Below are 26194 nucleotides of genomic sequence, written 5' to 3'. Positions count from 1 at the left end.
TGTTCAAACGCCTGACCAGGACTCGCGACGCCATCGTCGGCGACTTGTCCGGTCTGACCCGTGATCGCCAATACGGTGAGGCCAAGTGGCAAGGGCGCTCCTACATCCTGATCGACACCGGCGGTATCTCCGGTGACGAACACGGCATGGACGAAAAAATGGCCGAGCAGTCGCTGCTGGCCATCGAAGAAGCCGATGTCGTGTTGTTCCTCGTTGACGCCAAAGCAGGCTTCACAGCCGCCGACCAGATGATTGGCGAGCACCTGCGCAAGCGCAACAAGACCTCCTACGTCGTTGCCAACAAAGTCGACAACATCGACCCTGACATGGCCCGTGCCGAGTTTGCACCGTTGGGCATGGGTGACGCGATTCCGGTCGCCGGCGCTCACGGTCGAGGCATCACGCAGATGCTCGAAATCGCCCTGCGCGATTTCCCGAAAGACGCTGACGAAGTCGAAGAAGGCGAAGAAGAGGAAGTCGTCGCTGAAGGTCAGGAAGCCAAGCGCATTCCGGGTCCGAGCGAGAAAGACGGCATCAAGATCGCCATCATCGGTCGCCCTAACGTCGGCAAGTCGACGCTGGTCAACCGCATGCTCGGTGAAGACCGCGTTATCGTTTACGACGAGCCCGGCACCACCCGTGACAGCATTTACATCCCGTTCGAACGCAACGAGGAAAAGTACACGCTGATCGACACCGCCGGTGTGCGCAAGCGCGGCAAGATCCACGAAGAAGTCGAAAAGTTCTCCGTGGTGAAAACCCTGCAGGCGATCAAAGACGCCAACGTGGTGATCTTCGTGATGGACGCCCGTGAAGGCGTCGTCGACCACGACCTCAACCTTCTGGGCTTTGCCCTTGAATCCGGTCGGGCCCTGGTCATCGCGCTGAACAAGTGGGATGGCATGGTGCCGAGCGAGCGCGATTACGTGAAGGTCGAGCTGGAGCGTCGGTTGTTCTTCGTCGACTTCGCCGACATCCACTTCATCTCGGCGCTGCACGGCACCGGCGTGGGCAACCTGTATCAGTCGGTGCAGAACTCGTTCAAATCCGCTGTGACCCGTTGGCCGACCAGCCGCCTGACGCAGATTCTGGAAGACGCAGTCAGCGAGCACGCACCGCCCATGGTGGGCAGCCGCCGCATCAAGCTGCGTTATGCACACTTGGGTGGCGCGAACCCGCCGTTGATCGTGATCCACGGTAACCAGGTCGAGAAAGTACCGAAGTCGTACGTCCGGTATCTCGAGAACACCTACCGCCGTGTGCTCAAGCTGGTCGGTACGCCGATTCGCATCGAGTTCAAGGGTGGCGAGAACCCGTATGAAGGCAACAAGAACACGCTGACCGACCGCCAGGTCAACAAGAAGCGTCGGATGATGTCGCACCACAAGAAGGCCGACAAGAAGCGCCGCGACAAGCGCTGATCGTGTAAAGGTCTTTCTCGGAAAAGGCGCCAGTGGCGCCTTTTTTTGTGCGCGACATCTGGGCTATCCTGCGGGTCCCCGAGCCCTCCAGGTGTCGGGAGTGGAGCAGGAAAACCCCATGATCACCAGCAAACTGCCGAACGTTGGCACCACCATTTTTACTGTGATGTCTCAGCTTGCCGCCGAAACCGGGGCGATCAATCTGTCTCAGGGTTTTCCCGATTTCGATGGGCCCGATGCGCTGCGTGAAGCCCTTTGCCGCCGCGTCATGGACGGCAACAACCAATACGCGCCGATGGCCGGCCTCCCGGCACTGCGCGAGCAAGTCGCCGCGAAAATCGCCCGGTGCTACGGCCGTCAGGTCGGCGTCGACAGCGAAATCACCATCACACCCGGCGCCACACACGCCATCTTCTGCGCCATTCAAACCGTCGTCAGCGCTGGCGATGAAGTGATTGTCTTCGACCCTTGCTACGACAGCTATGCGCCTTCGGTGGAACTGGCCGGTGGACGCTGCGTGCATGTGCAGCTGAAAGACGGCGACTTCGCCATCGATTGGGAGAAACTCAGCGCCGCGTTGAGCCCCCGCACCCGCATGATCGTCATCAACACGCCGCACAATCCCAGCGGTGCGTTGATCACCCGCGACGAACTGGATCGCCTGGCGGCGTTGATACGCGACCGTGATATTTACGTGCTCAGCGACGAGGTCTACGAACACCTGGTGTTCGACGGCCTGCAGCATGCCAGCGTGCTGGCCCATGATGAGCTGTATCAACGCGCATTTGTCGTCAGTTCGTTCGGCAAGACTTACCACGTCACCGGCTGGAAAACCGGCTACCTCGTTGCGCCGCCGGCGCTGACCGCCGAAGCGCGCAAGATCCACCAGTTCGTTGCGTTCTGCGGCGTCACACCGCTGCAGTGGGCGCTGGCCGATTTCATGGCGGCGCACCCTGAACACGTCGACGAACTGCCGGCGTTCTATCAGGCCAAACGCGACTATTTCTGCGATCGACTGGAAGCCTCGCGCTTCACCTTCACGCGGGCCAGCGGCACGTACTTTCAGCTCGTTGATTATTCGCAGATCCGCCCGGACCTCAATGACGTCGACATGTCGTTGTGGATGACCCGCGAGCACGGTGTGGCGAGCATTCCGATTTCGGTGTTCTATCAGAGTCCGCCCGAGGGCCAGCGCCTGATCCGGCTGTGTTTTCCCAAACGTGAGGAGACGCTGCGTCTGGCGGCGGAAAAACTATGCGCGATTTGAGTACGCTGCCCAATCTGAACATCGCGCTGGTCCAGACCACGCTGGTCTGGCACGACGCCCCGGCGAATCACGCCCACTTCGAAGAGCTGCTGGCCCAGGCCAAGGGCGCGGATCTGGTGATCCTGCCGGAGATGTTCACCACCGGCTTTACCATGGAGTCCGAAACCCTGGCCGAGCCCGGAGACGGCCCGACGGCGCAGTGGATACTGGCGCAGGCCAGGCAACTGGATGCCGTGGTGACCGGCAGCGTGATCATTCGCGCCGCTGACGGCAGCCATCGCAATCGCTTGCTGTGGGCGCGGCCGGACGGCGAGCTGCTGCATTACGACAAGCGCCATCTGTTCAGAATGGCCGGCGAGCATGAGCATTACAGCCCGGGCGAGCGCCAGGTTCAGTTCGAACTCAAGGGCTGGCGGATTCGTCCGCTGATCTGCTACGACCTGCGTTTTCCGGTGTGGAGCCGTGACGCGTACAATACCGATCTGCTGCTGTACACCGCCAACTGGCCGGGCGCGCGCCGTCTGCACTGGAACCGCTTGCTTCCGGCGCGGGCCATCGAGAACCTGTGTTACGTCGCGGCAGTGAATCGCGTGGGCATTGATGGCAAGGGCTTCGCCTATACCGGCGACAGCCAAGTGCTGGACTTCCAGGGCGAGAGCCTGCTTAACATCGGCGAGGCCGATGGCGTGTTTCAGGTCAGCTTGTCAGCGCAGAGCCTGGCGGCGTATCGCGAGAAATTCCCGGCCTGTCTCGACGCTGATACATTCGAGATACAGTAATGTCATGGAGTTGAGGGGGCAGGGGTCGATAGCGGTTGTACCCAGACAGGAGATCGGTATGACCACCATTAACGCATCCTCATTGAGTTCCTACTCCAGCAGCTTCACCGTTGCGGTCAAGAAAGACGCCACAACAGCGGCGGCTGACAGCGACACCTCCACCACAGATGCCACGTCGGCATCTGCGTCGACCACAGCCACTGCGGCAGGTGGCGCTGGCGGTGCTGGCGGTGCTGGCGGAGCGGGTGGGGCCTCTGATTCCTCCAGCACCAGCGAGCAGGCCATCGCGAAGCTGGAAGAGCAGATCAAGGAAACCCAGAAGCGCTTGCAGGAACAGCAACAGCAGCTCGCTGCCGCCCAGGCCAGCTCTGACACTGACGAGGAAAAGTCCGCCCGCGTGATGGCCATTCAGGGACAGATATCGTCGACGACCGCCAGCTTGTCCACGGAACAGGCCGCGCTCTTGCAACTGCAGAAGTCCGGCAGCATCAACACCACCGCCTGATTCATTGATTCTGAGATACAGACGCTCCATGACTTCGGTCATGGGGCGTTCTCGTGCGTGGCATATAGGTCGTTGGGGGCTCACGTGTAGCATCAGGCTGTAGGAGCCGGCTTGCTGGCGAAGGCATCAGGTCAGTTGCCCTCGCATCGACTGACAACATGGGTTCGCCAGCAAGCCGGCTCCTACGAATGAGAGGTGGCACGATCAGCCGGAAAATAATTCGACTTCAGATGTTTGTACGCTGGCCGATACAAAGTGCACCTCATAAGGAGTTCATCATGACCACCATCAACACCAGTTCGTTGGGTGCTTACTCCAGCGTGTTTACGGCTGCTGTCAAAACCGACGACTCCACCAAGAGCGATGCCAAGACCGCCAGCGTCGAGTTGCGTGGCAACGTCTATGGCGACACCAAGGCGGCCGGAGCCACTGAGTCGGGCGACGCGCCGAGCATGAAGGAGGAGATGATCAAGCAGTTGCAGGAGCAGATTGAGCGAACCCAGAAAATGCTTCAGCAGCAGCAGGCTCAGTTGGCCGCTGTACAGGGCAGCAAGACGCCGGATGAGCTGAAGGCCACGCAGGTCATGGCGATCCAGCAGCAGATTTCCGGGACCATGGCTCAGTTGGGCGCGTTGCAGGCTTCCCTGTTGAACCTGATGAAAGTCAAAGTCGACACCACGGCCTGATTATCCAGCGCTAAAACAAAAGGCCCTGAAGTTTGCACTTCAGGGCCTTTTTGCATCGCGGTGCGTTACGCCGCTTTGGTGGCTTCTTCAGCCTGCTGCACGCCACGGTTGAGCGCGCTGAACAGGGCCTTGAAGCTGGCCGTGGTGATGTTCTCGTCGATACCGACGCCGTGCACTGCGCGGTCGCCATTCACACGCAGCTCGATGTAGGCAGCGGCCTTGGCCGTGGTGCCTGCGCCAATGGCGTGCTCGTTGTAGTCCATGATCTCGACCGGCACCGGCAGACCGGCGACCAATGCTTCCAGCGCACCATTGCCCGTGCCTTTCCAGCGCAGGTTGCTCTCGCTGTCACCCTTGCCGGTCACTTCCACTTCCACGGCGCTGTTGCCGTTCTCTTCCTGTAAGCGGTGGCTGACCAATGCGTACGGCTTGTTGGCCTGCAGGTATTCACGCTTGAACAGCGAGTAAATCTGCTGAGCGCTCATCTCCAGGCCCAGACGATCGGTCTCGCCCTGAACCACCTGGCTGAACTCGATCTGCATGCGGCGCGGCAGGGAAATGCCGTATTCCTGTTCGAGCAGGTAGGTGATCCCGCCTTTGCCGGACTGGCTGTTGACGCGGATGACCGCTTCGTAGCTGCGGCCAATGTCAGCCGGGTCGATTGGCAAGTAAGGTACTTCCCACAACGTGCCGTCCTTCTGCTGAGTGAAGCCCTTGCGGATCGCGTCCTGGTGAGAGCCGGAAAACGCGGTGTGTACCAGATCGCCAACGTACGGATGACGCGGGTGCACCGGAATCTGGTTGCACTCCTCGACCACCTTGCGCACGCCGTCGATGTCGGAAAAGTCCAGCTGCGGATTCAGGCCTTGGGTGTACATGTTCAGCGCGACGGTCACGAGGTCGACGTTACCGGTGCGCTCGCCGTTGCCGAACAGGCAGCCTTCAACGCGATCCGCGCCGGCCATCAGGCCCAGCTCGGTTGCGGCGACGCCGGTGCCACGGTCGTTATGGGTGTGCAGGCTGATGATCACGCTGTCACGACGGGAAATGTTGCGGCAGAACCATTCGATCTGGTCGGCGTAAATATTCGGGGTGGCGACTTCGACGGTTGCAGGCAGATTGAGGATCACCTTGTTCTGCGGCGTCGCGTTCCACACTTCGATGACGGCGTCGCAGACTTCCTTGGCGAACTCCAGCTCGGTAGCGCTGAAGGTCTCAGGCGAGTACTCGAACTGCCATTGGGTTTCTGGCTGCTGGGCGGCGTATTTGACGAACAGCTGAGCGGCATTCACGGCGATGGCTTTGACGCCTGCTTTGTCCTGGTTGAAGACGATGCGGCGGAAGGACGGGCAGGTGGCGTTGTACAGGTGCACGATGGCTTTCTTCGCACCGCGCAGGGATTCGAACGTCCGTGCGATGAGGTCTTCGCGGGCCTGGGTCAGCACCTGAATGGTGGTGTCGTCCGGGATGTGGCCGTCTTCGATGAGCGTGCGCACGAAATCGAAATCGGTTTGCGACGCGGACGGGAAGGAGGCTTCGATTTCCTTGACGCCCACTTGCACGAGGGTTTTCCAGAATCGCAGCTTTTTGACCGCATCCATGGGCTCGATCAGGGACTGGTTACCGTCACGCAAGTCGGAACTGCACCAGATCGGCGCCGCAGTGATGGTCTTGGAAGGCCAGGTGCGGTCAGGCAGGTCGATGACAGGAAAGGCGCGGTACTTCGTCGAGGGATCTTTGAGCATGGTCATGTGAATAATCCTTGTTGTACTCAGGGCCGAAAAAAGGCGGCCAGCCGGTTGATGCGAGAGTAGCACTGCGGGATGAGCGTCGAGGCACCGCGTTCAGCTTTGCAGTCGTGCACTGACGAGGCAGAGGCAGCGATGTTGACGCATCAGAATGAGGGTGCGAGAGGTTTTCATGTCGCCAAACGTAACCAATAGGGTGAAAGCTGGCAAGCGGTTGGGAAAAATTGAGAGAAGCTACCGCTAAAAACACATGGTCGAGATGTTATTGCCGTATTTCGAGGGCTTGCGCGATTAAATTGCCGTCACGGTTGGGGCTGGTCCTAATGGGTGCTCGTGAGCAAGCTCAGCAGGATGTATGCATTCCAATTGTAGGACCGGCTTCAGCCGGGAAGGGGCCAGATTTCACGCCATCACATTCGCGATGAAGCGTCCGACGCGTTCCCGGCTAAAGCCAGTCCTAGAGGGCCATTACCCTGGGCAAGCGTTACGGCTGAAACGCATTAATGAAAATCGCCGGATCCACCCGCGCGTCATTCAGGCTGATGTTCCAGTGCATATGCGGCCCCGTCGCGCGGCCAGTCGAACCTACGCGCCCGACCACGCCACCGCGCGGCACGGCATCGCCGACTTTCACGTCGATCTTCGACATATGGCAAAACATGCTGATGAAGCCCTGCCCGTGATCGACGAACACCGTGTTGCCGTTAAAGAAGTAGTTACCGATCAGAATCACCTTGCCCGCCGCCGGCGACTTGATAGGCGTCCCGGCAGGGACCGCGAAGTCCAGTCCGGCGTGAGGATTACGCTCCTCACCGTTGAAAAAGCGCCGCACACCGAATTTGCTGGAGAGCGGCCCGTCCACCGGCTTGTCCAGCAGAAGGTTGCTCGGCGTCACGGGACTGAACGTACGGTAGGCGCGGACTTGCACGTCGAGCTCCTGCTCGATGCGCTTCAAGTCGTCCGGGTTCGGATTGACCTGACGCTGATTCTTCAGCGTGATGCGCTGCTCCGGGTACTTCTTGTTGCCCACCACGAAAGGCAGGTTGCGACCGCCGCTGCTAACCTGTTGCGGGCTGCCTGGCTTGATGGTCAGCGGGATGCCGACGATGGCCAGCCAGCGCGCGTCCTGATCCTTGACCACCAGCACCGGTTTGCCTTGCCACGTGGCCTTGGGCGCTTGCGCGGAAGGGCCGAGGTCGACCACCGCTACGCCGCCCGGTACCGGCTTGTTGAGCAGGCGGGAAATGTAGCTGTCGGCGCAGGCGGGCAGGGCGGCGCACATGACCAAGGCAGCGGTGACCAACGAACGGGATAGAAGAGGCAGCATTGATCAATCCAGAAGTGAAAGGGTGACAGGCGTCAGATGGTTGTCTTCGACGCGCACTTGCAGCTCGCCGTCCGCCAGCTTTGCCGTCAGGCGCTGACCCTGATGCGTCTGCTCGGCAGCGCGAACGGCCCTGCCGCGTTCATCCAGCAAAATACTGTAACCACGGCCCAGGGTCGCCAGCGGGCTGACCACGTTGAGCGTCTGCACCTGACTTTGCAGCTGCAGGCGACGGGTCTTGAGGTTTTCCTTGATCGCACGGGGCAGCCTCTCGGCAAGTACCGCCAGGCGCTGACGCAGAAACATCAGCGTGCGTCCCGGGTGTTGCGCGGCGAGGCGGCTTTCCAGGTGGCTCATGCGCACCTGGCGCTTGTGCATCTGCTGTTCAAAGGCCCGGCGCATGCGCATGTCCAGATCGTCGAGGCGCTGGGCGCGCTGGCGCAGGCGCTCGCCAGGGTGACGCAAGCGGCGGGAGATACCGTCCAGGCGCAATTTCTCGCGCATCAGCCGGTCCTGCATGCGGCTGATCAGTCGGCGCTCCAGGCTGTCGACGCGGCGGTGCAAATCACTTGAATCCGGCGCCAGCAGCTCAGCGGCGGCGGAGGGCGTCGGTGCGCGCACGTCGGCGACGAAGTCACTGATCGAGACATCGGTTTCGTGCCCGACCGCGCTGACGATCGGCGTCACGCACGCATCGATTGCGCGGGCGACGGCCTCTTCGTTGAAGCACCACAGGTCCTCCAGCGATCCGCCGCCCCGCGCCAGGATCAACGCATCAAAGCCGCGGCCATCCGCGAGCTTCAGGGCGCGCACGATCTGGCCGATGGCTTCGCGGCCCTGCACGGCGGTGGGAATCAGGGTGAGTTCGACCTGGGGCGCGCGACGGCGAAACACGCTGATGATGTCGCGAATCACTGCACCGGTCGGGGAGCTGATGATGCCGATACGCTTGGGGTGCAGGGGCAGGGCGACCTTGCGCTCGGCGCTGAACAAGCCTTCGGCGCTGAGCTTTTCTTTCAACGCATCGAAAGCCAGACGCAGCGCGCCATCGCCAGCAGGCTCCACCGTGTCGAGAATCAGCTGATAGTCGCCGCGACCTTCAAATAGCGAGACCTTGCCGCGCACTTTGACCGCCAGGCCGTCCTTCAACGCCTGACGCACCCGCGCGGCATTGCTGCGAAACAGCGCGCAACGCACTTGGGCGCCTGAATCCTTCAGCGTGAAGTAAACGTGCCCGGAGGCGGGACGCGAGAGGTTGGAAATCTCGCCCTCCACCCAGATGCTGGAGAACACATCCTCCAGCAGCACGCGTGCGCGGCCGTTGAGCTGGCTGACAGTGAGGACGTCCCGGTCAAGGCCGAGTCTTGCGAAGGGGTCTTTGATCATGGCGGCATCATAAAGGCATTGGGGCACGGGTCACCAGATGAGATCGCTGACGGCGCGCGCCCCGACGGCCATACTTGACGTCACCGACAGCGCGATTAAGCTGCCGGCCCCGATTACTCGTCAAACAGGCCCGTCATGGACACCCAGAGCATCATCGTCCCGCAAATCTCCAGCTTTCCTGCGCACGAAGCGAAGGCGCGGGCGATCCTGCGCTGGCTGGTGAAGCTGAACGTCGTCGAGGAATCCCTGACCACTTGTGGGCGCAGCTTCAACCGCATGGCCTACGCGGTTGCGCCGGGCGCGCGACGTTTCGTCGAAAACCCTGATGCCTTGCCGTTCGGTCAACCGGTCAATGGCCTGGAAATCGTCCTCAAGCGGTGCATCTATACGCCGCAGCAGGGCTTCAAGGAGGAGGCCGGTTGCCCGGAATGCCGGCGCGAGATCGGCGAAGCCCTGTTCGACAGCCTGGAAGACTGGATGCCGGGCCACACCGACAACTTCATGTGCCCCGAATGTCGCCATGAAGACGACATCAACGGGTTTCTTTTTCTGGAGCCGTGCGGGTTCTCGAATCTGGGTTTCATCTTCAACAACTGGCTAGATGCCGGCTTTAAAAGCAGCTTTGTCGAGGCGTTTGCCGAGCGCATGGACCGTCCGGTGTCCCACGTCAAAGTCAGGATGTAGGTCTTGGCTGCTGTCACTGGGCGTATTAATCGGGTTCATTAGTAAATAGCCTGATCTTTACATTGAGATAGTGCAGGTGTCTGGGTACAATGGCGCGCTTCCATTTTCCCGCTCGGGAGCCCAGCGATGCTGCGTATCAGCCAAGAAGCCCTTACATTCGACGACATTCTCCTTGTGCCCGGTTATTCCGAGGTGCTTCCCAACGAAGTCAGTCTTAAAACACGCCTGACCCGTGGCATCGAACTCAACATCCCCCTCGTTTCCGCCGCTATGGACACCGTCACCGAAGCCCGTCTGGCGATCGCCATGGCTCAGGAAGGCGGCATCGGCATCATCCACAAGAACATGACCGTCGAGCAGCAAGCTGCCGAAGTGCGCAAGGTCAAGAAGTTCGAAGCGGGTGTGGTCAAGGATCCGATCACCATCGAGGCTGACGCCACTGTTCGCGATCTGTTCGAACTGACCCGTCAACACAACATCTCCGGCGTTCCGGTCCTGCATGACGGCGAGCTCGTCGGCATCGTGACCTCCCGCGACGTGCGTTTTGAAACCCGCCTCGATATCGCCGTTCGCGAAGTGATGACGCCGAAAGAGCGTCTGGTCACCGTCCGCGAAGGCGCCGACAAGTACGAAGTGCGCGATCTGCTGCACAAGCACCGTCTGGAAAAAGTCCTGATCGTCGACGACAAGTTCGCGCTCAAGGGCATGATGACCGTCAAGGACATCGAGAAATCCAAAGCCTGGCCGCTGGCGAGCAAAGACGACCAGGGTCGCCTGCGTGTCGGCGCTGCAGTCGGCACTGGTAAAGACACCGGCGAACGCGTCAGCGCGCTGGTAGCTGCGGGCGTGGACGTCATCGTTGTCGACACCGCACACGGCCACTCCAAAGGCGTGATCGACCGCGTTCGCTGGGTCAAACAGAACTTTCCTGACGTGCAAGTCATCGGCGGCAACATCGCCACCGGCGCCGCTGCACTCGCACTGGTCGAAGCCGGCGCTGACGGCGTCAAGGTCGGTATCGGTCCCGGCTCCATCTGCACCACCCGTATCGTCGCTGGCGTGGGCGTCCCGCAAATCAGCGCCATCGCCAACGTGGCTTCGGCGCTGGAAGGCACCGACGTTCCGCTGATCGCCGACGGCGGCATCCGCTTCTCGGGTGACCTGTCCAAGGCCATCGTTGCCGGCGCCTACTGCGTGATGATGGGTTCGATGTTTGCCGGTACCGAAGAAGCACCGGGCGAGATCGAACTGTTCCAGGGCCGTTCGTACAAAGCCTATCGCGGCATGGGTTCGCTGGGCGCAATGTCCCAGGCCCAAGGCTCGTCGGACCGTTACTTCCAGGACTCGTCCGACGGCGCGGAAAAACTCGTACCGGAAGGTATCGAAGGCCGCGTTGCGTACAAGGGTTCGCTGACGGCCATCGTTCACCAGTTGATGGGTGGCCTGCGCTCTTCCATGGGCTACACCGGCAGCGCCGACATCCACGAAATGCGCACCAAGCCTGAATTCGTGCGCATCACCGGTGCCGGCATGGCTGAGTCCCACGTTCACGACGTGCAGATCACCAAGGAAGCGCCGAACTACCGCGTAGGTTGATCGGAACGCGCCTGATGACTCAGGCGCGTTTCACGAATTGTGTACCGGGGCTGTTCATGACAGCCCCGTCTTGTTTCTGATTTTCGACGAGAATGACTATGGCCCTCGACATTCACGCCCACCGCATCCTGATCCTGGACTTCGGTTCTCAGTACACCCAGCTGATCGCCCGTCGCGTTCGCGAAATCGGCGTTTACTGCGAACTGCACCCGTTCGACATGTCGGACGAAGCGATCCGCGAATTCGCCCCAAAAGGCATCATCCTCGCCGGCGGCCCCGAGTCCGTCCACGTTGCCGACAGCCCGCGCGCGCCGCAGGCCGTGTTCGACCTGAACGTGCCGATCTTCGGTATCTGCTACGGCATGCAAACCATGGCCGAGCAGCTCGGCGGCCGCGTGGCCGGCTCCGAATTGCGTGAGTTCGGTTATGCCCGAGTCGACGTCGTCGGCAAGAGCCGCGTGCTGGATGGCATCGAAGACCACGTCGACGCCGATGGCGTCTTCGGTCTCGACGTGTGGATGAGTCACGGCGACAAAGTTACCGAAATCCCGGAAGGCTTCCACGTACTGGCCAGCACCCCTAGCTGCCCGATCGCTGGCATGGCCGACGACACCCGCGGCTACTACGGCGTGCAGTTCCACCCGGAAGTGACCCACACCAAGCAGGGCGGTCGCATCCTGTCGCGCTTCATTCTCGACATCTGCGGCTGCGAAGCGCTGTGGACCCCGTCCAAGATCGCTGAAGACGCCATCGCCCAGGTGCGCGCCCAGGTCGGCACCGACAACGTGCTGCTGGGTCTGTCTGGCGGTGTTGACTCCTCGGTGGTCGCAGCGCTGCTGCACAAAGCCATCGGCGACCAACTGACCTGCGTCTTCGTCGACAACGGCCTGCTGCGTCTGCACGAGGGCGAGCAAGTCATGGCCATGTTCGCCGAGAACATGGGCGTCAAGGTGATCCGCGCCAACGCCGAAGACCAGTTCCTCAACAATCTGGCCGGCGAAAGCGATCCGGAGAAGAAGCGCAAGATCATCGGGCGCACCTTCATCGACGTGTTCGACGCCGAGTCGACCAAGCTCGACAACATCAAATACCTGGCCCAGGGCACCATCTACCCTGACGTGATCGAGTCCGCTGGCGCCAAAAGCGGCAAGGCCCACGTCATCAAGTCGCACCACAACGTGGGCGGCCTGCCGGAAGAGATGAACCTCAAGCTGGTCGAACCACTGCGCGAGCTGTTCAAGGACGAGGTCCGCCGTCTGGGCCTCGAACTCGGCCTGCCGTACGACATGGTGTACCGCCACCCATTCCCAGGCCCAGGCCTGGGCGTGCGCATCCTCGGTGAAGTGAAGAAGGAATACGCCGACCTGCTGCGTCGCGCCGACCACATCTTCATCGAAGAACTGCGCAAAGCCGACTGGTACCACAAAGTCAGCCAGGCTTTCGTCGTGTTCCAGCCGGTGAAATCGGTTGGCGTCGTCGGCGACGGTCGTCGTTACGCCTGGGTCGTCGCCCTGCGTGCCGTAGAGACCATCGATTTCATGACCGCACGTTGGGCGCACCTGCCTTACGAGTTGCTGGAAACGGTGAGCGGCCGGATCATCAATGAGATCGAAGGCATTTCGCGCGTGACTTATGACGTGTCGAGCAAGCCGCCTGCGACGATTGAGTGGGAATGATCGGCTACCTCAGCTGACTACTGCTACACCGTCGTAAGCGAAAGCCGAGTGAGCCTCAACGTCTCACTCGGCTTTTTACGTTTTCCGCCTCAGCCCACCAGCCTCATCCCCATCAGCTCCAGCGCCGTGGTCAGATCCGCCAAGGTATCAAACCGACGCCCACTCACACGGGGCCATGCCGGGCGGTCGATGTACACGCGATTACCCTCGTGTTTAACCTCCGTATGAACCGCAGCGCCTGCTTTATTGCGGTGTATAAGCGTGACCCCTTCGGCGGTTCGTTCGAGCGTGAACATGCCGGGGTGGAGCAGCGTATTTTCCAGGTCGGTTTCCTGCCTGGGCGCCTCACTCAGGTATTGCAGGCGTAAGTCGCTCTTTACGGTTCCTGCGCGACGTCCCATAGAATCAAACATCTCGGCACCAGGGTCGAGGGTTACCGCTCCCGACTCCATGACGCGGACATCTTCGATGCGCAATCCGATGGCGCCTTCCAGTTCGGCCACGCCCGGGATGCCCTGATAGGTGTTGGCGTGGGAGTTGCCGACGAGCGCGACCCAGTTGCCACTGTTTGATGCCTGATCCGCCTCGATGACGCCTTTGGCGAAGTAGTTCATCATTTTTTGCCTAAGGGTTCGTTCACCACCCTCTACGCCGTCGAGGCGGTAACTCGCCATGCAGTCGATGGCGCTTATTCGCACCCGATTGGCTCGGGCGGCTTTGAGCACGGCCATGAAGGTGTATTTGCCGGTGGGATCAGTCCGATGTCCTTTGTCGAGGGTGTCGACATAGGCTTCAAGCTGAGGCGACATATCACCGGTCCTTGAAAAAGCATCCAGATCTGCCTGATGAAAATCGGTCATCAGGTGCTCCATATACAGTGTTCGCACCTTGAGCTTGGCGAGACGCGGCATCTGTTCGATCAGAAACTGTTTGCTACCGATGCCGGCGTGACTCTCGCCGATGACCAGACCCGGTGAGCGTTGGAACAGCGTCTTCAGCGTGCTTTTCAATGGCGCGTCGGTACGCAGGTCAGGGATTTCCGGACGCGGCGGCAGTTGGAGTGTCGTGAAGAATGCGTCGGCGTCATTGCGCAAATCGTCACGCAGGCGTTTGAAATCATCGTAGGGATCGCGCGTGCTGAAATCCCCACTGTGGTAACGCTCATCCACACGACGTCCACCAAATTGCGCGCCTTCCATTACATCGGACCTGAGTGCCTCCGGTATTTCGTAGGGGCTGGGCAAAGGCGCTGTGTGTTGTGAAACGCCGGGCCCACGTCCAATCCCTATCTTGCTCATCGCTTTACCTCCGCCTTGCAGACTCAACGGAATGATGGGCTCCCACCTGCCAGCGCTGTTGAGCCGGACGGGCCGGTTTCGATAAAACGAGAAGGGGTTCTCAGGGTCGATGATGGCCCAGGATTTCAGTTCGTTGATGTAGCGAACGGCGTAGGCGAAGCCATCGATCTCGATAAAGGTTTCGCCTTGATCGGTCAGGTAGATGCCGTTCATCCTGCCCTCTTCACGTATGGGCTCGAAGGCATCCAGCAGCATGTTGGTCTCGAAAGAATTCAGCCCATCGTTACGCTCAGTGGGGTAAACGGATTCGGGTTCCAAGCCCGGCGTTTCTACGAACCCACCCACAGGCTCATCGACTTCGGGGGCTGGCTCCAACCCGGCTTCAGGCTGCGGTAACTCGCCTTCCGCCAACGCCTCTCCGCCCGCAAGAAATGCGCTATTAAACAGCGTGTCGATGGCCGCCGTGACAGCGCCGATGACTCCGGCCTCGCGTTGCGCCGTGCTCGCGCCGTTCAAGGCCTGATCGATGTTGAGCCCCATGTCGGCGATGCCGGCGCCCACGGCTGCCAGCGCAATCGGCCAGTCAATCGCTGCCAGCGCACCGGAAAGCTGAGAGAACGACCGCAGATAGCCGATCCACATCTGTTTGCGCAGGTCGGCATTTGAATGCAGTGCCAGGTCTGCGTCGGCAAACATCCGCGCCCGGATTGCGTCGCGCAGATGAGCGAACGGGTCCCCTGACACAGGCCGACTCTGTTGATTGATCAGGCCGGGATGAGCAGATCCCCATGTGCTGTAGAGCACATCCAGGCCGTGAAACAGCCCGATGTTTTCATCGGCCTCGCCATGTGCCGACAGCGGGAAGTGCCCCATGAAGCGTGCACGTCGCTCCGGGCGGTTGTTCTGCGACAGCAGCCACCCGTGCAGCTCTTCCGGCGTATCGAAGGCATGAAACGCCTGTACTTCGCCGGGCGTGTAGAGAATCTGTCGGCCGCTGGCGGTCACGATTCGCAAGATGTCGCTGGCTTCGTAGCCGATGACATCGAAGGTCCAGACGTTCGCGTCAACACTGGCCGGCGCGCTGGCCTGGAGTGTTTGCAGGCTAGGAGAATCGGTCGGTACAACGTTAGCCGCACGCAAGACGGTTAGCAGATCTTCTTCACTGAGCCAGCCGGCGTGTTGGTCTTCAAAGGCGCTGGCGATGAAGTTGGCTTTGGCCAGAGTGCGGAAATCGTCGGCAAAGTCCCGCCAGAAAGCGTCCAGCTTCCCTTGATAGCGGGATTTGAAATCCACCGCCCAGAAGTCGCTCATGACCTGCGCGGGCAACATCCTGACCTCGTTTCGTTCATCGAACGCTTCTGCATCAGGGGCAGCGGTGTAGAACCCGCTGAGCATCTGCAGGGTATCGGCGTTGTCCTGATCGTGGGGATTGAAACGGTGCATGACCAGCTGCGGGAGGGTCATCGATTGATAGGGCGCATCCCGGTGTTGCCAGCCATTGAACGATCGCGGGCTGCTCTCTGCGGTGTGGAAGCAGTGCCAGTAAACTGTGTCGGGCTCGGTATCGTGACCGGTGTGACGCAGGAGAATTTCCTGGGCGATGCTGCGGGCCATTTCGCGCATGTCCGGGCAGGCCTCGACCAGGCGCTCACTCATTTTAACGAGGGCAGTTCGGTCCTGGCTCAGGGATGCAACGGGTGGGCGGGCGGGTGCAACGGTCATATTCGTCTTCCTTGATGAATGGGAGGACAAGCTTGGCGTGATCCCCGATTCATTTGGCACTAAATATGTATTGCGTACGCGGTCTCCTTAAATTTCTGTAAGTGCCGGTGTATCGTGTCCGCCCCCTGCATCGTTCCCGGATGCGGTCAGTCGTTGTTGAGGTTTTTTGTACATGTCTTTTACCCGTCGACAGATACTCGGAGGTCTGGCCGGTCTTGCCGTGGTCGGGCTTGGCGCTGGCGGCGCCTCAAGGTATTGGCTCGGCAAACGCGGGCCGGGCGAGGGGCACGATTACGAATTGATCGCCGCGCCGCTCGACGTTGAGCTGGTGGCCGGGCACCAGACGCCCGCCTGGGCATTCGGCGGCTCGGCGCCAGGCACTGAACTGCGCGTCAGACAGGGCGAGTGGCTACGGGTGCGCTTCATCAATCATCTGCCCGTTGAAACCACGATTCACTGGCACGGCATCCGGCTGCCGCTGGAGATGGACGGCGTGCCTTACGTCTCGCAGTTGCCGGTTAAACCGGGCGAGTACTTCGACTATAAATTCCGCGTGCCGGACGCCGGCAGCTACTGGTATCACCCCCACGTTAGCAGCAGCGAAGAACTGGGCCGCGGGCTGGTTGGGCCGCTCATCGTCGAGGAGCGCGAGCCGACCGGGTTTGCCCACGAACGCGTTGTCAGCCTGAAGAGCTGGCACGTGGACGAGCAGGGCGCTTTCACTGATTTCAGCGTTATTCGCGAGGCTGCACGCGAGGGCACGGCGGGGCGCCTGTCGACGATCAATGGCGTGCCACAAGGCGTCGTCGAGCTGCCTGCCGGGCAAATCACCCGGGTGCGCATCCTCAATCTCGACAACACGGTGACTTATCGCCTGAACCTGAAGGGCGCCGAGGCGATGATCTACGCCCTGGACGGCAACCCGGTCAAACCGCGCCCGCTGGGCAAGGATTACTGGCTGGGGCCGGGCATGCGCATCTGTCTGGCGATCAAGGCGCCTGCCGCCGGTGAAGAGATTTCCCTGCGCAACGGCCCCGTGCGGCTGGGCACATTTCGTTCGGTGGCCAGCACCGATACGCCGGGCGAGTGGCCGCCTGAGCTGCCGGCCAATCCGGTTGCCGAGCCTGATCTGGCCAACGCCGAGAAGCTCAATTTCAATTTCGAGTGGTTCGGTTCGGTGTCGGTGAATGTCGACAACGGCAAGCCGCCCAGCTTGTGGCAGATCAATGGCCAGGCGTGGGACATCACCGACAAGACCTGCGCGGACCGGCCGATCGCCAAGCTTGAACGCGGCAAGAGTTACATCTTCGAGCTGAAGAACATGACGCAGTATCAGCATCCCATTCACTTGCATGGGATGAGTTTCAAAGTCATTGCTTCCAATCGAAAGAAGGTGGTTCCGTATTTTACGGACACCTATCTGCTGGGGCGCAACGAGCGCGCGCGCGTTGCCTTGGTCGCGGATAATCCCGGCGTGTGGATGTTTCACTGCCATGTGATCGACCACATGGAAACCGGCCTCATGGCCGCTATCGAGGTCTCCTGATGCGTCAGCCGCCCATCATCGATCGCAGTCGCGATCAGCATTTCATGCGTGAAGCGTTGGCGCTGGCGGCGGAGGGTGCGTTGCTGGGCGAGGTGCCGGTCGGCGCGGTGGTGGTGCAGGACGGTGAAATCGTGGGCCGCGGTTTTAACTGCCCCATCAGTGGCAGCGATCCCAGTGCCCACGCCGAGATGGTTGCCATCCGTGCGGCGGCGCAATCACTGAGCAATTACCGTCTGCCTGGCAGCACCCTGTATGTGACGCTGGAACCCTGCAGCATGTGCGCCGGTTTGATCGTGCACTCGCGCATCAGCCGGGTGGTGTATGGCGCGACTGAGCCCAAGGCCGGGGTGGTGCAGAGTCAGGGGCAGTTCTTCATGCAGCCTTTCCTGAACCATCGCGTGCTGTTTGAAGGTGGGGTGCTGGGGGAGGAGTGCGGGACGATGCTGAGCGAGTTTTTCAGGATGAGGCGGGCGAAGGGGTAGTTCGGTGCGACGGCGAGCGGATTCTGACGCTGACTAAAGCGGCGCTTTCTCTTCAGACGGCTTGGTCTTGTCCACACCGGGTACATGCAGCGAACCTTCCGCGACCTGACCGCCTTCCATCTGCGGCTGCGTCACCCAGGTCAGGATGTCGTAATAACGGCGGATGTTGGCAACGAAGCTGACCGGTTCGCCGCCCCGGGCATAGCCGTAGCGGGTCTTGCTGTACCACTTCTTCTGCGACAGACGCGGCAGCATCTTCTTTACGTCCAGCCACTTGTTCGGATTCAGGCCTTCGCTTTCCGCCAGCTTGCGCGCGTCATCCAGATGGCCGCTGCCGATGTTGTAGGACGCGAGCGCCAGCCAGGTGCGATCCGGCTCCTGAATCGAGTCGTCGAGCTGTTCTTTGACGTAGGCAAAATACTTGGCGCCGCCTTGAATACTTTGTTTTGCGTCAAGCCGATTGGACACACCCATGGCCTGGGCCGTGCTCTGGGTCAGCATCATCAAGCCGCGCACACCGGTCTTCGACGTCACCCCCGGCTGCCACAATGATTCCTGATAACCGATTGCGGCCAGCAGCCGCCAGTCGACCTGCTCAGACTTGGCAGCGGCCTGGAAGTGCTTTTCGTACTTGGGCAGGCGTTCCTGCAAATGCTGGGCGAAGGTGTAGGCACCGACGTAACCGAGGACGTCAACATGTCCGTAATAGCGGTCTTTGAGCCGCTGCAGCATGCCGTTCTTCTGCATCTTGTCGAGATAGGCGTTGATCTCGTTGAGCAGACTGTTGTCATCGCCCAATGCCACGGCCCAACGCTGATCGCGGCCATCGCCGAGGTCGAAGCCGACGCGAACGTTGGGGAAATACACCTGATTCATCGCCAGTTCGTTGGAATCCACCAGGGTCAGGTCGATCTGGCCCTCATCCACCATGCGCAGCAGGTCGACGACTTCGACCTGATCGGATTCTTCGTAGTTGATGCCGGGGTACTTGATCTTCAGCGCTGCCAGCTGCTCGGCGTGGCTGCTGCCTTTAAGGACGAGGATGCGCTTGCCGACCAGATCGCCCGGATCGGTGGGGCGCGACTGGCCGTTGCGATAAATGACCTGCGGGGTGACTTCAAGATAGGAGTGGGAAAAACGCACCTGCTTCGCGCGGTTTTCGCTGCTCACCAGGCCCGCTGCCGCCAGCACAGGGCCGCCGGGCTTGCCCATCTGATCGAACAGGTCGTCGAGGTTGTCGGCAGCTTCTATTTTCAGTTCAACGCCCAGATCGTCGGCGAAACGCTTCACCAGTTCGTACTCGAAACCGGTTTCACCGTTGCGGTCCTGGAAATAGGTTGCCGGGCTGTTGCGGGTGACGACGCGCAGAACGCCATCCTCCTTGACTCGTTCCAGCGTGTTGGGTTTCTCCACACACGCGCCGAGCAGCAGGAAGATTCCGGTTGCGATGAGCCACTTGGCACAGCGTGGGCGGAAATCTGATTGGGAAAACATCGGTGCAGTATACGCAAAGGAGCCATACCGCCATATCTCGACAGCGCGGGTCGCGTCTGATAGAGCAGAGGATTTTTTACCTTCCGGCGCGGGCAAGCGCTCGGAGCCGACATTCGGGTGCATTCCACGCCGTGGTTTCGGGTGCCGATGCAGACTGATTAGGCTAGAATGCACGGCCTCAACGCACACCCCCTTCCCGAGGCTGTCCCGACGATGTTGATCCTGCGTGGTGCTCCCGCCCTTTCCGCCTTCCGCCACAAGAAATTACTTGCGCAGCTGAACGATAAAGTTCCGGCTGTCAGTGGCCTGTACGCTGAATTCGCCCACTTCGCTGAGGTCAATGGCGTTCTGACCGAAGACGAGCAGCAAGTCCTTGCCCGCCTGCTGAAATACGGTCCGAGCGTGCCGGTTCAGGAGCCTGCGGGCCGCCTGTTCCTGGTCCTCCCGCGTTTCGGCACCATTTCGCCATGGTCGAGCAAGGCCACCGACATCGCGCGCAATTGCAGCCTGACCAAGATCCAGCGTCTTGAGCGCGGTATTGCCTTTTATGTAGAAGGCCAGTTCAGCGACGCCGACGCACAGCTGATCGCCAACGCGCTGCACGACCGCATGACCCAGATCGTACTGGGCGCGCTGGAAGAGGCCTCCAGCCTGTTCAGCCACGCCGAGCCCAAGCCGCTGATCGCCATCGACGTACTGGGTGGCGGCCGCGCTGCGCTGGAAAAGGCCAACGTCGAACTGGGTCTGGCCCTGGCCGAAGACGAAATCGATTACCTGGTGAACGCGTTCACCGGCCTCAAGCGTAACCCTCACGACATCGAACTGATGATGTTCGCCCAGGCAAACTCCGAGCACTGCCGTCACAAGATCTTCAACGCCAGTTGGGATATCGACGGCCAGAGCCAGGAAAAAAGCCTGTTCGGCATGATCAAGAACACCTACCAGATGCACAACGAGGGCGTGCTGTCCGCTTACAAGGACAACGCCTCGGTGATCGTCGGCAGCGTGGCCGGCCGCTTCTTCCCGAATCCTGAAAGCCGCGAGTACGGCGCTGTTCAGGAGCCGGTGCACATTCTGATGAAGGTCGAAACCCACAACCATCCGACGGCGATCGCTCCGTTCCCGGGCGCTGCCACCGGTTCCGGCGGCGAGATCCGTGACGAGGGCGCCACCGGACGTGGTGCCAAGCCGAAAGCCGGCCTGACCGGTTTCACGGTGTCCAACCTGAACATTCCGGGTTTCGAGCAGCCGTGGGAGAAGCCGTACGGCAAACCCGAGCGCATCGTCACGCCGCTGGACATCATGATTGAAGGCCCGCTGGGTGGCGCGGCGTTCAACAACGAGTTCGGTCGCCCGGCGCTGACCGGCTATTTCCGTACCTTCGAGCAGTCGATCAGCACGCCCCACGGCGATGAAGTTCGCGGCTACCACAAGCCGATCATGCTCGCAGGCGGCATGGGCAACATTCGCGAAGGGCACGTACAGAAGGCTGAAATCACCGTCGGCGCCAAGCTGATCGTGCTCGGCGGCCCGGCGATGCTGATCGGTCTGGGCGGCGGCGCGGCTTCCTCCATGGCCACCGGCACCAGCTCGGCTGACCTGGACTTCGCTTCGGTACAACGTGAAAACCCGGAAATGGAACGCCGCTGCCAGGAGGTCATCGACCGCTGCTGGCAGCTGGGTGAAGCCAACCCGATCGCGTTCATCCATGACGTCGGGGCGGGCGGTCTGTCCAACGCCTTCCCTGAACTGGTCAACGACGGCGGTCGCGGTGGCCGGTTCGAGCTGCGCAACGTGCCGAACGACGAGCCAGGCATGGCGCCGCTGGAAATCTGGAGCAACGAGTCCCAGGAACGTTATGTACTGGCCGTCAGCGCCCCTGATTTCGAGCGCTTCAAAGCCATCTGCGAACGTGAGCGTTGCCCGTTTGCGGTGGTAGGCGAGGCGACTGAAGAGCCGCAACTGACCGTCACTGACAGCCATTTCGGCAACAACCCTGTCGACATGCCGCTGGAAGTGCTGCTGGGCAAGGCCCCGCGCATGCACCGTTCGGCCGAGCGTGAAACAGAACTGGGCGACGACTTCGACCCAAGCGTGCTCGACATCGAAGAAAGCGTCCAGCGCGTGCTGCATCACCCGGCGGTGGCGAGCAAGAGCTTCCTTATTACCATTGGCGACCGCAGCATCACCGGCATGGTCAATCGCGACCAGATGGTCGGCCCGTGGCAAGTGCCGGTGGCAGACGTCGCCGTTACCGCAACCAGCTTTGACGTGTACACCGGCGAAGCCATGGCGATGGGCGAGCGCACCCCGCTGGCATTGCTGGACGCTCCGGCGTCTGGCCGCATGGCCATTGGCGAGACCCTGACCAACATTGCGGCGTCGAGCATCGGCAAGCTTTCCGACATCAAGCTGTCTGCCAACTGGATGTCTGCTGCCGGTCACCCGGGCGAAGACGCGCGTCTTTACGACACCGTGAAAGCAGTTGGCATGGATCTGTGCCCCGAGCTGGGTATTACCATTCCGGTGGGCAAGGACTCGATGTCCATGAAAACCCGCTGGAGCGACGAAGGCACCGAGAAAACCGTGACCTCGCCGCTGTCGCTGATCGTCACCGGTTTCGCACCGGTCACCGACATCCGCAAGACCCTGACCCCGCAACTGCGCATGGACAAGGGCCTGACCGATCTGATCGTGATCGACCTGGGCCGTGGCCAGAACCGCATGGGTGCGTCGATTCTCGCCCAGACCCACGGCAAGCTTGGCAGCGTCGCACCGGACGTCGATGACGCCGAAGACCTGAAAGCCTTCTTTGCCGTCATCCAGGGCCTCAACGCCGACGGCCACCTGCTGGCCTACCACGACCGTTCCGACGGTGGCTTGATGGCGACCGTGCTGGAGATGGCGTTCGCAGGCCATTGTGGCCTGAACCTCGAACTCGACACGCTGACCGGCAAGCGCGAAAAAGTCGCGGCCATTCTGTTCAACGAAGAGCTGGGTGCGGTAATCCAGGTTCGCCAGGACGCCACGCCGCTCGTGCTCGCGCAGTTCAGCGCTGCCGGCCTTGGCGAAGATTGCGTCGCCGTGATAGGTAAGCCGATCAACAACAGCGACGTGATCATCAGCCTGAGCGGTGACACCGTGTTCAAAGGCGATCGTCGCCTGCTGCAGCGTCAGTGGAGCGAAACCAGCTATCAGATCCAGCGCCTGCGTGATAACGCCGATTGCGCCGATCAGGAATTCGATGCGCTGCTGGAAGAAGACAACCCGGGCCTGAACGTGAAGCTGGGCTATGACGTCAACGACGACATCGCTGCGCCTTACATCAAGAAGGGCGTTCGTCCACAAGTGGCGGTGCTGCGTGAGCAGGGCGTCAACGGTCAGGTTGAAATGGCGGCTGCCTTCGACCGCGCCGGTTTCGCCTCGGTCGACGTGCACATGAGCGACATCCTCGCCGGTCGCGTCGACCTCAACGACTTCAAAGGTCTCGTGGCGTGCGGTGGTTTCTCTTACGGCGACGTGCTGGGTGCCGGTGAAGGCTGGGCCAAGTCCGCGCTGTTCAACAGCCGTGCACGGGACGCGTTCCAGGGCTTCTTCGCCCGCAGCGACAGCTTCGCCCTGGGCGTTTGCAACGGTTGCCAGATGATGTCCAACCTCAGCGAGCTGATCCCGGGCAGCGAGTTCTGGCCGCACTTCGTGCGCAACCGCTCGGAGCAGTTCGAAGCGCGCGTGGCGATGGTCGAAATCCAGAAGTCGGCGTCGATCTTCCTGCAAGGCATGGCCGGCTCGCACATGCCAATCGCCATTGCCCACGGCGAAGGCCACGCTGAGTTCAAGACCCCTGAGTCGCTGATTGAAACCGATCTGTCCGGCACCGTTGCCGTGCGTTTCGTCGACAATCACGGCAAGGTCACTGAAACCTATCCGGCCAACCCGAACGGTTCGCCCCGTGGTATCGCGGGTCTGACTACGCTCGACGGTCGGGTGACCATCATGATGCCGCACCCTGAGCGCGTGTTCCGCGCCGTGACCAACTCGTGGCGTCCGGATGAGTGGGCTGAAGATGGCGCGTGGATGCGCATGTTCCGTAATGCGCGCGTTTGGGTGAACTGACCGCTGATGTATAAGCTGGCCTTCTTTGTGCCACCCAGCCATGTGGAGCAGGTCAAAAATGCGTTATTCGCCGCCGGTGCGGGGCGAATCGGCGCGTATGACTGCTGCTCATGGCAGGTACTCGGGCAAGGTCAGTTTCGTCCGCTGGACGGCAGTCAGCCGTTCATCGGGCAAGCCGGCGAGGTCGAGCAGGTTCAGGAATGGAAGGTTGAGCTTGTCGTGTCAGATGAGCTGATCAGGCAGGCGGTGGCTGCGCTGAAGGCCAGTCATCCCTACGAAGTACCGGCTTATGATGTGTGGAAGCTGGAAGATATCTAGCTCCACCGCATTCCGTGTTCCGTCAATGTCGGTCTTCTTGAATGTCAGCACCGCTGTCCCTCTGTAGGAGCCGGCTTGCTGGCGAACGCGGTAGACCGTTGACGAAAATGTTGACTGCGACATCCCCGTTCGCCAGCAAGCCGGCTCCTACAGTTACCTCAAGGTCGAATCTCGATCATCGTGCCGTCTTTCACCAGATCCCACACCTCACGAATATCGCTGTTGCGCATGGCGATGCAGCCGTTCGTCCAGTCCAGGGTGTGGAAATACCACTCCGGGTAATCGTCGTTGATCGGCGTGCCGTGAATCATGATCATGCTGCCGGGTTTCACGCCTTCGCGGCGGGCGCGTGCGGCATCGGAAATGTTGGGGTAGGAAATGTGCATCGACAGGTTGTAGGCGTCGCTGGTCTTGCGCCAGTCGAGCCAGTAGAAACCCTCCGGTGTGCGCTGGTCTCCCTCTTGCAGTTTCGGTCCGATGGGCGCCTTGCCCAGTGAGATCCGGTAGGTCTTCAGCGCCTCGCCACGGCTGATCAGCTGCAGCTGATGCGCGGATTTGAGCACCAGCACCTTATCGATGGTCCGGTCCGCGATGTTCTGGGTGTCGACGACCTTTCCGCCAACGAACTTCTGTTCGCTGCCTTTGGGCACGATGGTCTGGGTGAACGCAGCCTGGGACAGCGGCACAACCGACAGGCATAAAACGGCAAGCAACCAACGCATGAAAAGGGTATCCCTGAAGCCTGCGCGGCAGTCGCGCGCCATCGTCTTGATCAAGTGGTTTTAAGAGGGGGTGTGACGGACAGGCAATCGGTGCGCACCTGGAAATCCTGTTGCCGCCGATCGCGGAAAAAGCATTCTAGGGTACGCCTGACGGTCTGGAAAGCCAGCTCCGACCACGGGATGTCGGCTTCGTCAAACAACTTCACCTCAAGGCTTTCGATGCCGGCCGCGAACTCCGGTTTGACCAGGTTCGAGCGGTAGAAAATGTGCACCTGATTGATGTGCGGCACGTCGATCATCGAATACAAGTGCAGGTCTTCGACCTCCGCGCAGGCTTCTTCAAGCGTTTCCCGGCGGGCGGCCTGTTCGACACTTTCGCCGTTTTCCATGAAGCCGGCGGGCAGTGTCCAGTAGCCCAGTCGCGGCTCGATGGCGCGGCGGCACAGCAGCACCTTTTCGCCCCACACCGGCACGACGCCGGCGACGATGTTGGGGTTCTGGTAGTGAATGGTGTCGCAATGTTCACACACGTAACGCGGGCGGCTGTCGCCCTCGGGGATACGCTGGATGACCTGTTCGCCGCAGTTGCTGCAGAATTTCATGATCGAATCGGGTTCCTGTTGGCAGCGGCTATCTTGAGCTGTAGCGCGGGTGGACGGCAAGAGGCGTCTTCGCACGCGGGTTGTCCTACAAGACTTGGGCGCGTCGCCGCTTTGGTGCATGATGCCGGGCAGGCAACCGATCGAGAATTCCCATGCTGGATGAGCTACTTCACCGTATGAGCAGCCACACGCCGGTGATGCTGGAAACGGACGCGCGCTTCCCCGAGGCCGCCGTGCTTCTCCCCATTACCCGCAACGCAGAGCCTGAGCTGGTACTGACCCTGCGCGCCAGCGGCCTGTCGACCCACGGCGGCGAAGTGGCCTTCCCGGGCGGGCGGCGTGATCCGGAAGACCCGGACCTGGTCTTCACCGCACTGCGCGAAGCCCAGGAGGAAATTGGACTGCCTCCGGGGCTGGTGGAAGTGATCGGCCCGCTGAGTCCATTGATCTCCAAACACGGCATAAGAGTGACGCCCTACGTCGGCATCATTCCCGATTTCGTCGAGTACACACCCAATGATGGCGAGATCGCGGCGGTCTTCAGCGTGCCGCTGGACTTCTTCCGGCAGGACGCCCGCGAACACACCCACCGCATCGACTATCAAGGGCGCAGCTGGTACGTGCCGAGTTACCGCTTCGGCGAGTACAAGATCTGGGGCCTGACCGCGATCATGATCGTCGAGCTGATGAACCTGTTGTTCGACAGCGGCATCGACCTCAACCAGCCGCCCAAACGCTCCATCATCCACACGCTGAAATCCTGACCCGCGGCCGTAGCGCCGTGCATGAGGACTGAGCCATCAGGGCCGAACCATGAGGAGCAGA

20 protein-coding genes are annotated in these 26194 nt (G+C 61.0%); 13 read left to right on the top strand and 7 right to left on the bottom strand.

The features are described 5' to 3' along the window. From der to ACQKEN_RS05535, 5 genes are all read left to right on the top strand, one after another. Positions 1-1421 (top strand): ribosome biogenesis GTPase Der (der, locus tag ACQKEN_RS05555; RefSeq protein ID WP_427684240.1); only part of this gene is annotated, 1421 nt, incomplete at its 5' end. A 118-nt stretch (positions 1422-1539) separates the two neighbouring features. Beyond that, positions 1540-2688, top strand: coding sequence for a pyridoxal phosphate-dependent aminotransferase (locus ACQKEN_RS05550; RefSeq protein WP_427684238.1), 1149 nt, complete (start codon positions 1540-1542; stop codon positions 2686-2688). Continuing rightward, positions 2676-3467 carry an amidohydrolase gene (locus tag ACQKEN_RS05545; protein ID WP_427684236.1) on the top strand — a complete coding sequence of 264 codons (792 nt, stop codon included), beginning with the start codon at positions 2676-2678 and terminating at the stop codon, positions 3465-3467. The genes ACQKEN_RS05550 and ACQKEN_RS05545 overlap by 13 nt, the downstream gene beginning before the upstream one ends. 58 nt (positions 3468-3525) lie before the next feature. Next, positions 3526-3972 carry a hypothetical protein gene (locus tag ACQKEN_RS05540; protein WP_427684234.1) on the top strand — a complete coding sequence of 149 codons (447 nt, stop codon included), beginning with the start codon at positions 3526-3528 and terminating at the stop codon, positions 3970-3972. A 278-nt stretch (positions 3973-4250) separates the two neighbouring features. Then, positions 4251-4658, top strand: a complete 408-nt coding sequence (locus tag ACQKEN_RS05535) for a hypothetical protein (protein WP_074886306.1) — start codon at positions 4251-4253, stop codon at positions 4656-4658. Positions 4659-4723: 65 nt separating this feature from the next. Here ACQKEN_RS05535 and leuA read toward each other — a convergent pair whose 3' ends face one another. The 3 genes from leuA to xseA form a co-directional block, all read right to left on the bottom strand. Next, complete coding sequence (gene leuA, locus ACQKEN_RS05530) at positions 4724-6409, bottom strand: 2-isopropylmalate synthase (RefSeq protein WP_427684232.1); 1686 nt, start codon at positions 6407-6409, stop codon at positions 4724-4726. A 481-nt stretch (positions 6410-6890) separates the two neighbouring features. Beyond that, positions 6891-7688, bottom strand: coding sequence for a peptidoglycan DD-metalloendopeptidase family protein (locus ACQKEN_RS05525; protein WP_427684261.1), 798 nt, complete (start codon positions 7686-7688; stop codon positions 6891-6893). A gap of 48 nt (positions 7689-7736) precedes the next feature. Further along, positions 7737-9116 (bottom strand): exodeoxyribonuclease VII large subunit, encoded by a 1380-nt coding sequence (xseA, locus tag ACQKEN_RS05520; RefSeq protein WP_427684230.1) that lies wholly within the window; start codon positions 9114-9116, stop codon positions 7737-7739. Between the two features lie 135 nt (positions 9117-9251). Here xseA and ACQKEN_RS05515 point away from each other — a divergent pair, with 135 nt between their 5' ends. The 3 genes from ACQKEN_RS05515 (at position 9252) to guaA (ending at position 13072) form a co-directional block, all read left to right on the top strand. Beyond that, positions 9252-9800: a sugar ABC transporter ATPase gene (locus tag ACQKEN_RS05515; RefSeq protein ID WP_074886647.1), complete on the top strand. Its 549-nt coding sequence runs from the start codon at positions 9252-9254 to the stop codon at positions 9798-9800. Positions 9801-9926: 126 nt separating this feature from the next. Further along, positions 9927-11396: an IMP dehydrogenase gene (gene guaB, locus ACQKEN_RS05510; RefSeq protein WP_122535039.1), complete on the top strand. Its 1470-nt coding sequence runs from the start codon at positions 9927-9929 to the stop codon at positions 11394-11396. Positions 11397-11494: 98 nt separating this feature from the next. After that, positions 11495-13072 (top strand): glutamine-hydrolyzing GMP synthase, encoded by a 1578-nt coding sequence (guaA, locus tag ACQKEN_RS05505; protein ID WP_108120879.1) that lies wholly within the window; start codon positions 11495-11497, stop codon positions 13070-13072. Between the two features lie 89 nt (positions 13073-13161). Here the strand turns inward: guaA and ACQKEN_RS05500 are convergent, their stop codons facing one another. Continuing rightward, on the bottom strand, positions 13162-16026 hold the full coding sequence (locus ACQKEN_RS05500; RefSeq protein WP_427684259.1) for a dermonecrotic toxin domain-containing protein: 2865 nt from the start codon (positions 16024-16026) through the stop codon (positions 13162-13164). A 238-nt stretch (positions 16027-16264) separates the two neighbouring features. Here ACQKEN_RS05500 and ACQKEN_RS05495 point away from each other — a divergent pair, with 238 nt between their 5' ends. Together ACQKEN_RS05495 and tadA are read left to right on the top strand one after the other, a co-directional pair. Beyond that, the gene (locus ACQKEN_RS05495; protein ID WP_427684228.1) at positions 16265-17638 is read left to right on the top strand and encodes a multicopper oxidase family protein; all 1374 of its coding nucleotides are present in this window, start codon (positions 16265-16267) and stop codon (positions 17636-17638) included. Continuing rightward, positions 17638-18120, top strand: a complete 483-nt coding sequence (gene tadA, locus ACQKEN_RS05490; protein WP_427684226.1) for a tRNA adenosine(34) deaminase TadA — start codon at positions 17638-17640, stop codon at positions 18118-18120. The genes ACQKEN_RS05495 and tadA overlap by 1 nt, the downstream gene beginning before the upstream one ends. 33 nt (positions 18121-18153) lie before the next feature. Here the strand turns inward: tadA and mltF are convergent, their stop codons facing one another. Then, positions 18154-19614: a membrane-bound lytic murein transglycosylase MltF gene (gene mltF / locus ACQKEN_RS05485; protein WP_427684224.1), complete on the bottom strand. Its 1461-nt coding sequence runs from the start codon at positions 19612-19614 to the stop codon at positions 18154-18156. A gap of 213 nt (positions 19615-19827) precedes the next feature. Between mltF and purL the strand changes: the two genes are divergently transcribed. Further along, positions 19828-23727 (top strand): phosphoribosylformylglycinamidine synthase, encoded by a 3900-nt coding sequence (purL, locus tag ACQKEN_RS05480; RefSeq protein WP_427684222.1) that lies wholly within the window; start codon positions 19828-19830, stop codon positions 23725-23727. 6 nt (positions 23728-23733) lie between these two features. Then, the gene (locus tag ACQKEN_RS05475) at positions 23734-24045 is read left to right on the top strand and encodes an NGG1p interacting factor NIF3 (RefSeq protein ID WP_427684220.1); all 312 of its coding nucleotides are present in this window, start codon (positions 23734-23736) and stop codon (positions 24043-24045) included. Positions 24046-24203: 158 nt separating this feature from the next. Here ACQKEN_RS05475 and ACQKEN_RS05470 read toward each other — a convergent pair whose 3' ends face one another. Then, positions 24204-24767 carry a L,D-transpeptidase family protein gene (locus tag ACQKEN_RS05470; RefSeq protein WP_427684218.1) on the bottom strand — a complete coding sequence of 188 codons (564 nt, stop codon included), beginning with the start codon at positions 24765-24767 and terminating at the stop codon, positions 24204-24206. 50 nt (positions 24768-24817) lie between these two features. Further along, positions 24818-25369: an NUDIX hydrolase gene (locus tag ACQKEN_RS05465; protein WP_427684216.1), complete on the bottom strand. Its 552-nt coding sequence runs from the start codon at positions 25367-25369 to the stop codon at positions 24818-24820. Between the two features lie 152 nt (positions 25370-25521). On the opposite strand from ACQKEN_RS05465, the gene ACQKEN_RS05460 reads away from it, so the two are divergent. Continuing rightward, positions 25522-26133, top strand: a complete 612-nt coding sequence (locus tag ACQKEN_RS05460) for a CoA pyrophosphatase (protein WP_427684214.1) — start codon at positions 25522-25524, stop codon at positions 26131-26133. Positions 26134-26194 lie beyond the last annotated feature (61 nt).

Origin of the sequence: Pseudomonas sp. NPDC078416 (assembly GCF_050268485.1) — a bacterium.
Taxonomy (GTDB): Bacteria; Pseudomonadota; Gammaproteobacteria; order Pseudomonadales; family Pseudomonadaceae; genus Aquipseudomonas.
The sequence above is the reverse complement of the archived record's forward strand: the minus strand, read 5'-3'. Positions and strand labels throughout refer to the sequence as shown.

Excerpts from the sequence above, each read along its gene's own strand:
- ACQKEN_RS05550 (WP_427684238.1), top strand. The coding sequence starts at position 1,540 with ATGATCACCAGCAAACTGCCGAACGTTGGCACCACCATTTTTACTGTG.
- xseA (WP_427684230.1), bottom strand. The coding sequence starts at position 9,116 with ATGATCAAAGACCCCTTCGCAAGACTCGGCCTTGACCGGGACGTCCTC.
- ACQKEN_RS05470 (WP_427684218.1), bottom strand. The coding sequence starts at position 24,767 with ATGCGTTGGTTGCTTGCCGTTTTATGCCTGTCGGTTGTGCCGCTGTCC.
- tadA (WP_427684226.1), top strand. The coding sequence starts at position 17,638 with ATGCGTCAGCCGCCCATCATCGATCGCAGTCGCGATCAGCATTTCATG.
- purL (WP_427684222.1), top strand. The coding sequence starts at position 19,828 with ATGTTGATCCTGCGTGGTGCTCCCGCCCTTTCCGCCTTCCGCCACAAG.
- guaA (WP_108120879.1), top strand. The coding sequence starts at position 11,495 with ATGGCCCTCGACATTCACGCCCACCGCATCCTGATCCTGGACTTCGGT.
- ACQKEN_RS05475 (WP_427684220.1), top strand. The coding sequence starts at position 23,734 with ATGTATAAGCTGGCCTTCTTTGTGCCACCCAGCCATGTGGAGCAGGTC.
- ACQKEN_RS05545 (WP_427684236.1), top strand. The coding sequence starts at position 2,676 with ATGCGCGATTTGAGTACGCTGCCCAATCTGAACATCGCGCTGGTCCAG.
- ACQKEN_RS05525 (WP_427684261.1), bottom strand. The coding sequence starts at position 7,688 with ATGTGCGCCGCCCTGCCCGCCTGCGCCGACAGCTACATTTCCCGCCTG.
- ACQKEN_RS05465 (WP_427684216.1), bottom strand. The coding sequence starts at position 25,369 with ATGAAATTCTGCAGCAACTGCGGCGAACAGGTCATCCAGCGTATCCCC.
- ACQKEN_RS05515 (WP_074886647.1), top strand. The coding sequence starts at position 9,252 with ATGGACACCCAGAGCATCATCGTCCCGCAAATCTCCAGCTTTCCTGCG.
- ACQKEN_RS05495 (WP_427684228.1), top strand. The coding sequence starts at position 16,265 with ATGTCTTTTACCCGTCGACAGATACTCGGAGGTCTGGCCGGTCTTGCC.
- ACQKEN_RS05500 (WP_427684259.1), bottom strand. The coding sequence starts at position 16,026 with ATGAGTGAGCGCCTGGTCGAGGCCTGCCCGGACATGCGCGAAATGGCC.
- guaB (WP_122535039.1), top strand. The coding sequence starts at position 9,927 with ATGCTGCGTATCAGCCAAGAAGCCCTTACATTCGACGACATTCTCCTT.
- ACQKEN_RS05460 (WP_427684214.1), top strand. The coding sequence starts at position 25,522 with ATGCTGGATGAGCTACTTCACCGTATGAGCAGCCACACGCCGGTGATG.
- ACQKEN_RS05540 (WP_427684234.1), top strand. The coding sequence starts at position 3,526 with ATGACCACCATTAACGCATCCTCATTGAGTTCCTACTCCAGCAGCTTC.
- leuA (WP_427684232.1), bottom strand. The coding sequence starts at position 6,409 with ATGACCATGCTCAAAGATCCCTCGACGAAGTACCGCGCCTTTCCTGTC.
- mltF (WP_427684224.1), bottom strand. The coding sequence starts at position 19,614 with ATGTTTTCCCAATCAGATTTCCGCCCACGCTGTGCCAAGTGGCTCATC.
- ACQKEN_RS05535 (WP_074886306.1), top strand. The coding sequence starts at position 4,251 with ATGACCACCATCAACACCAGTTCGTTGGGTGCTTACTCCAGCGTGTTT.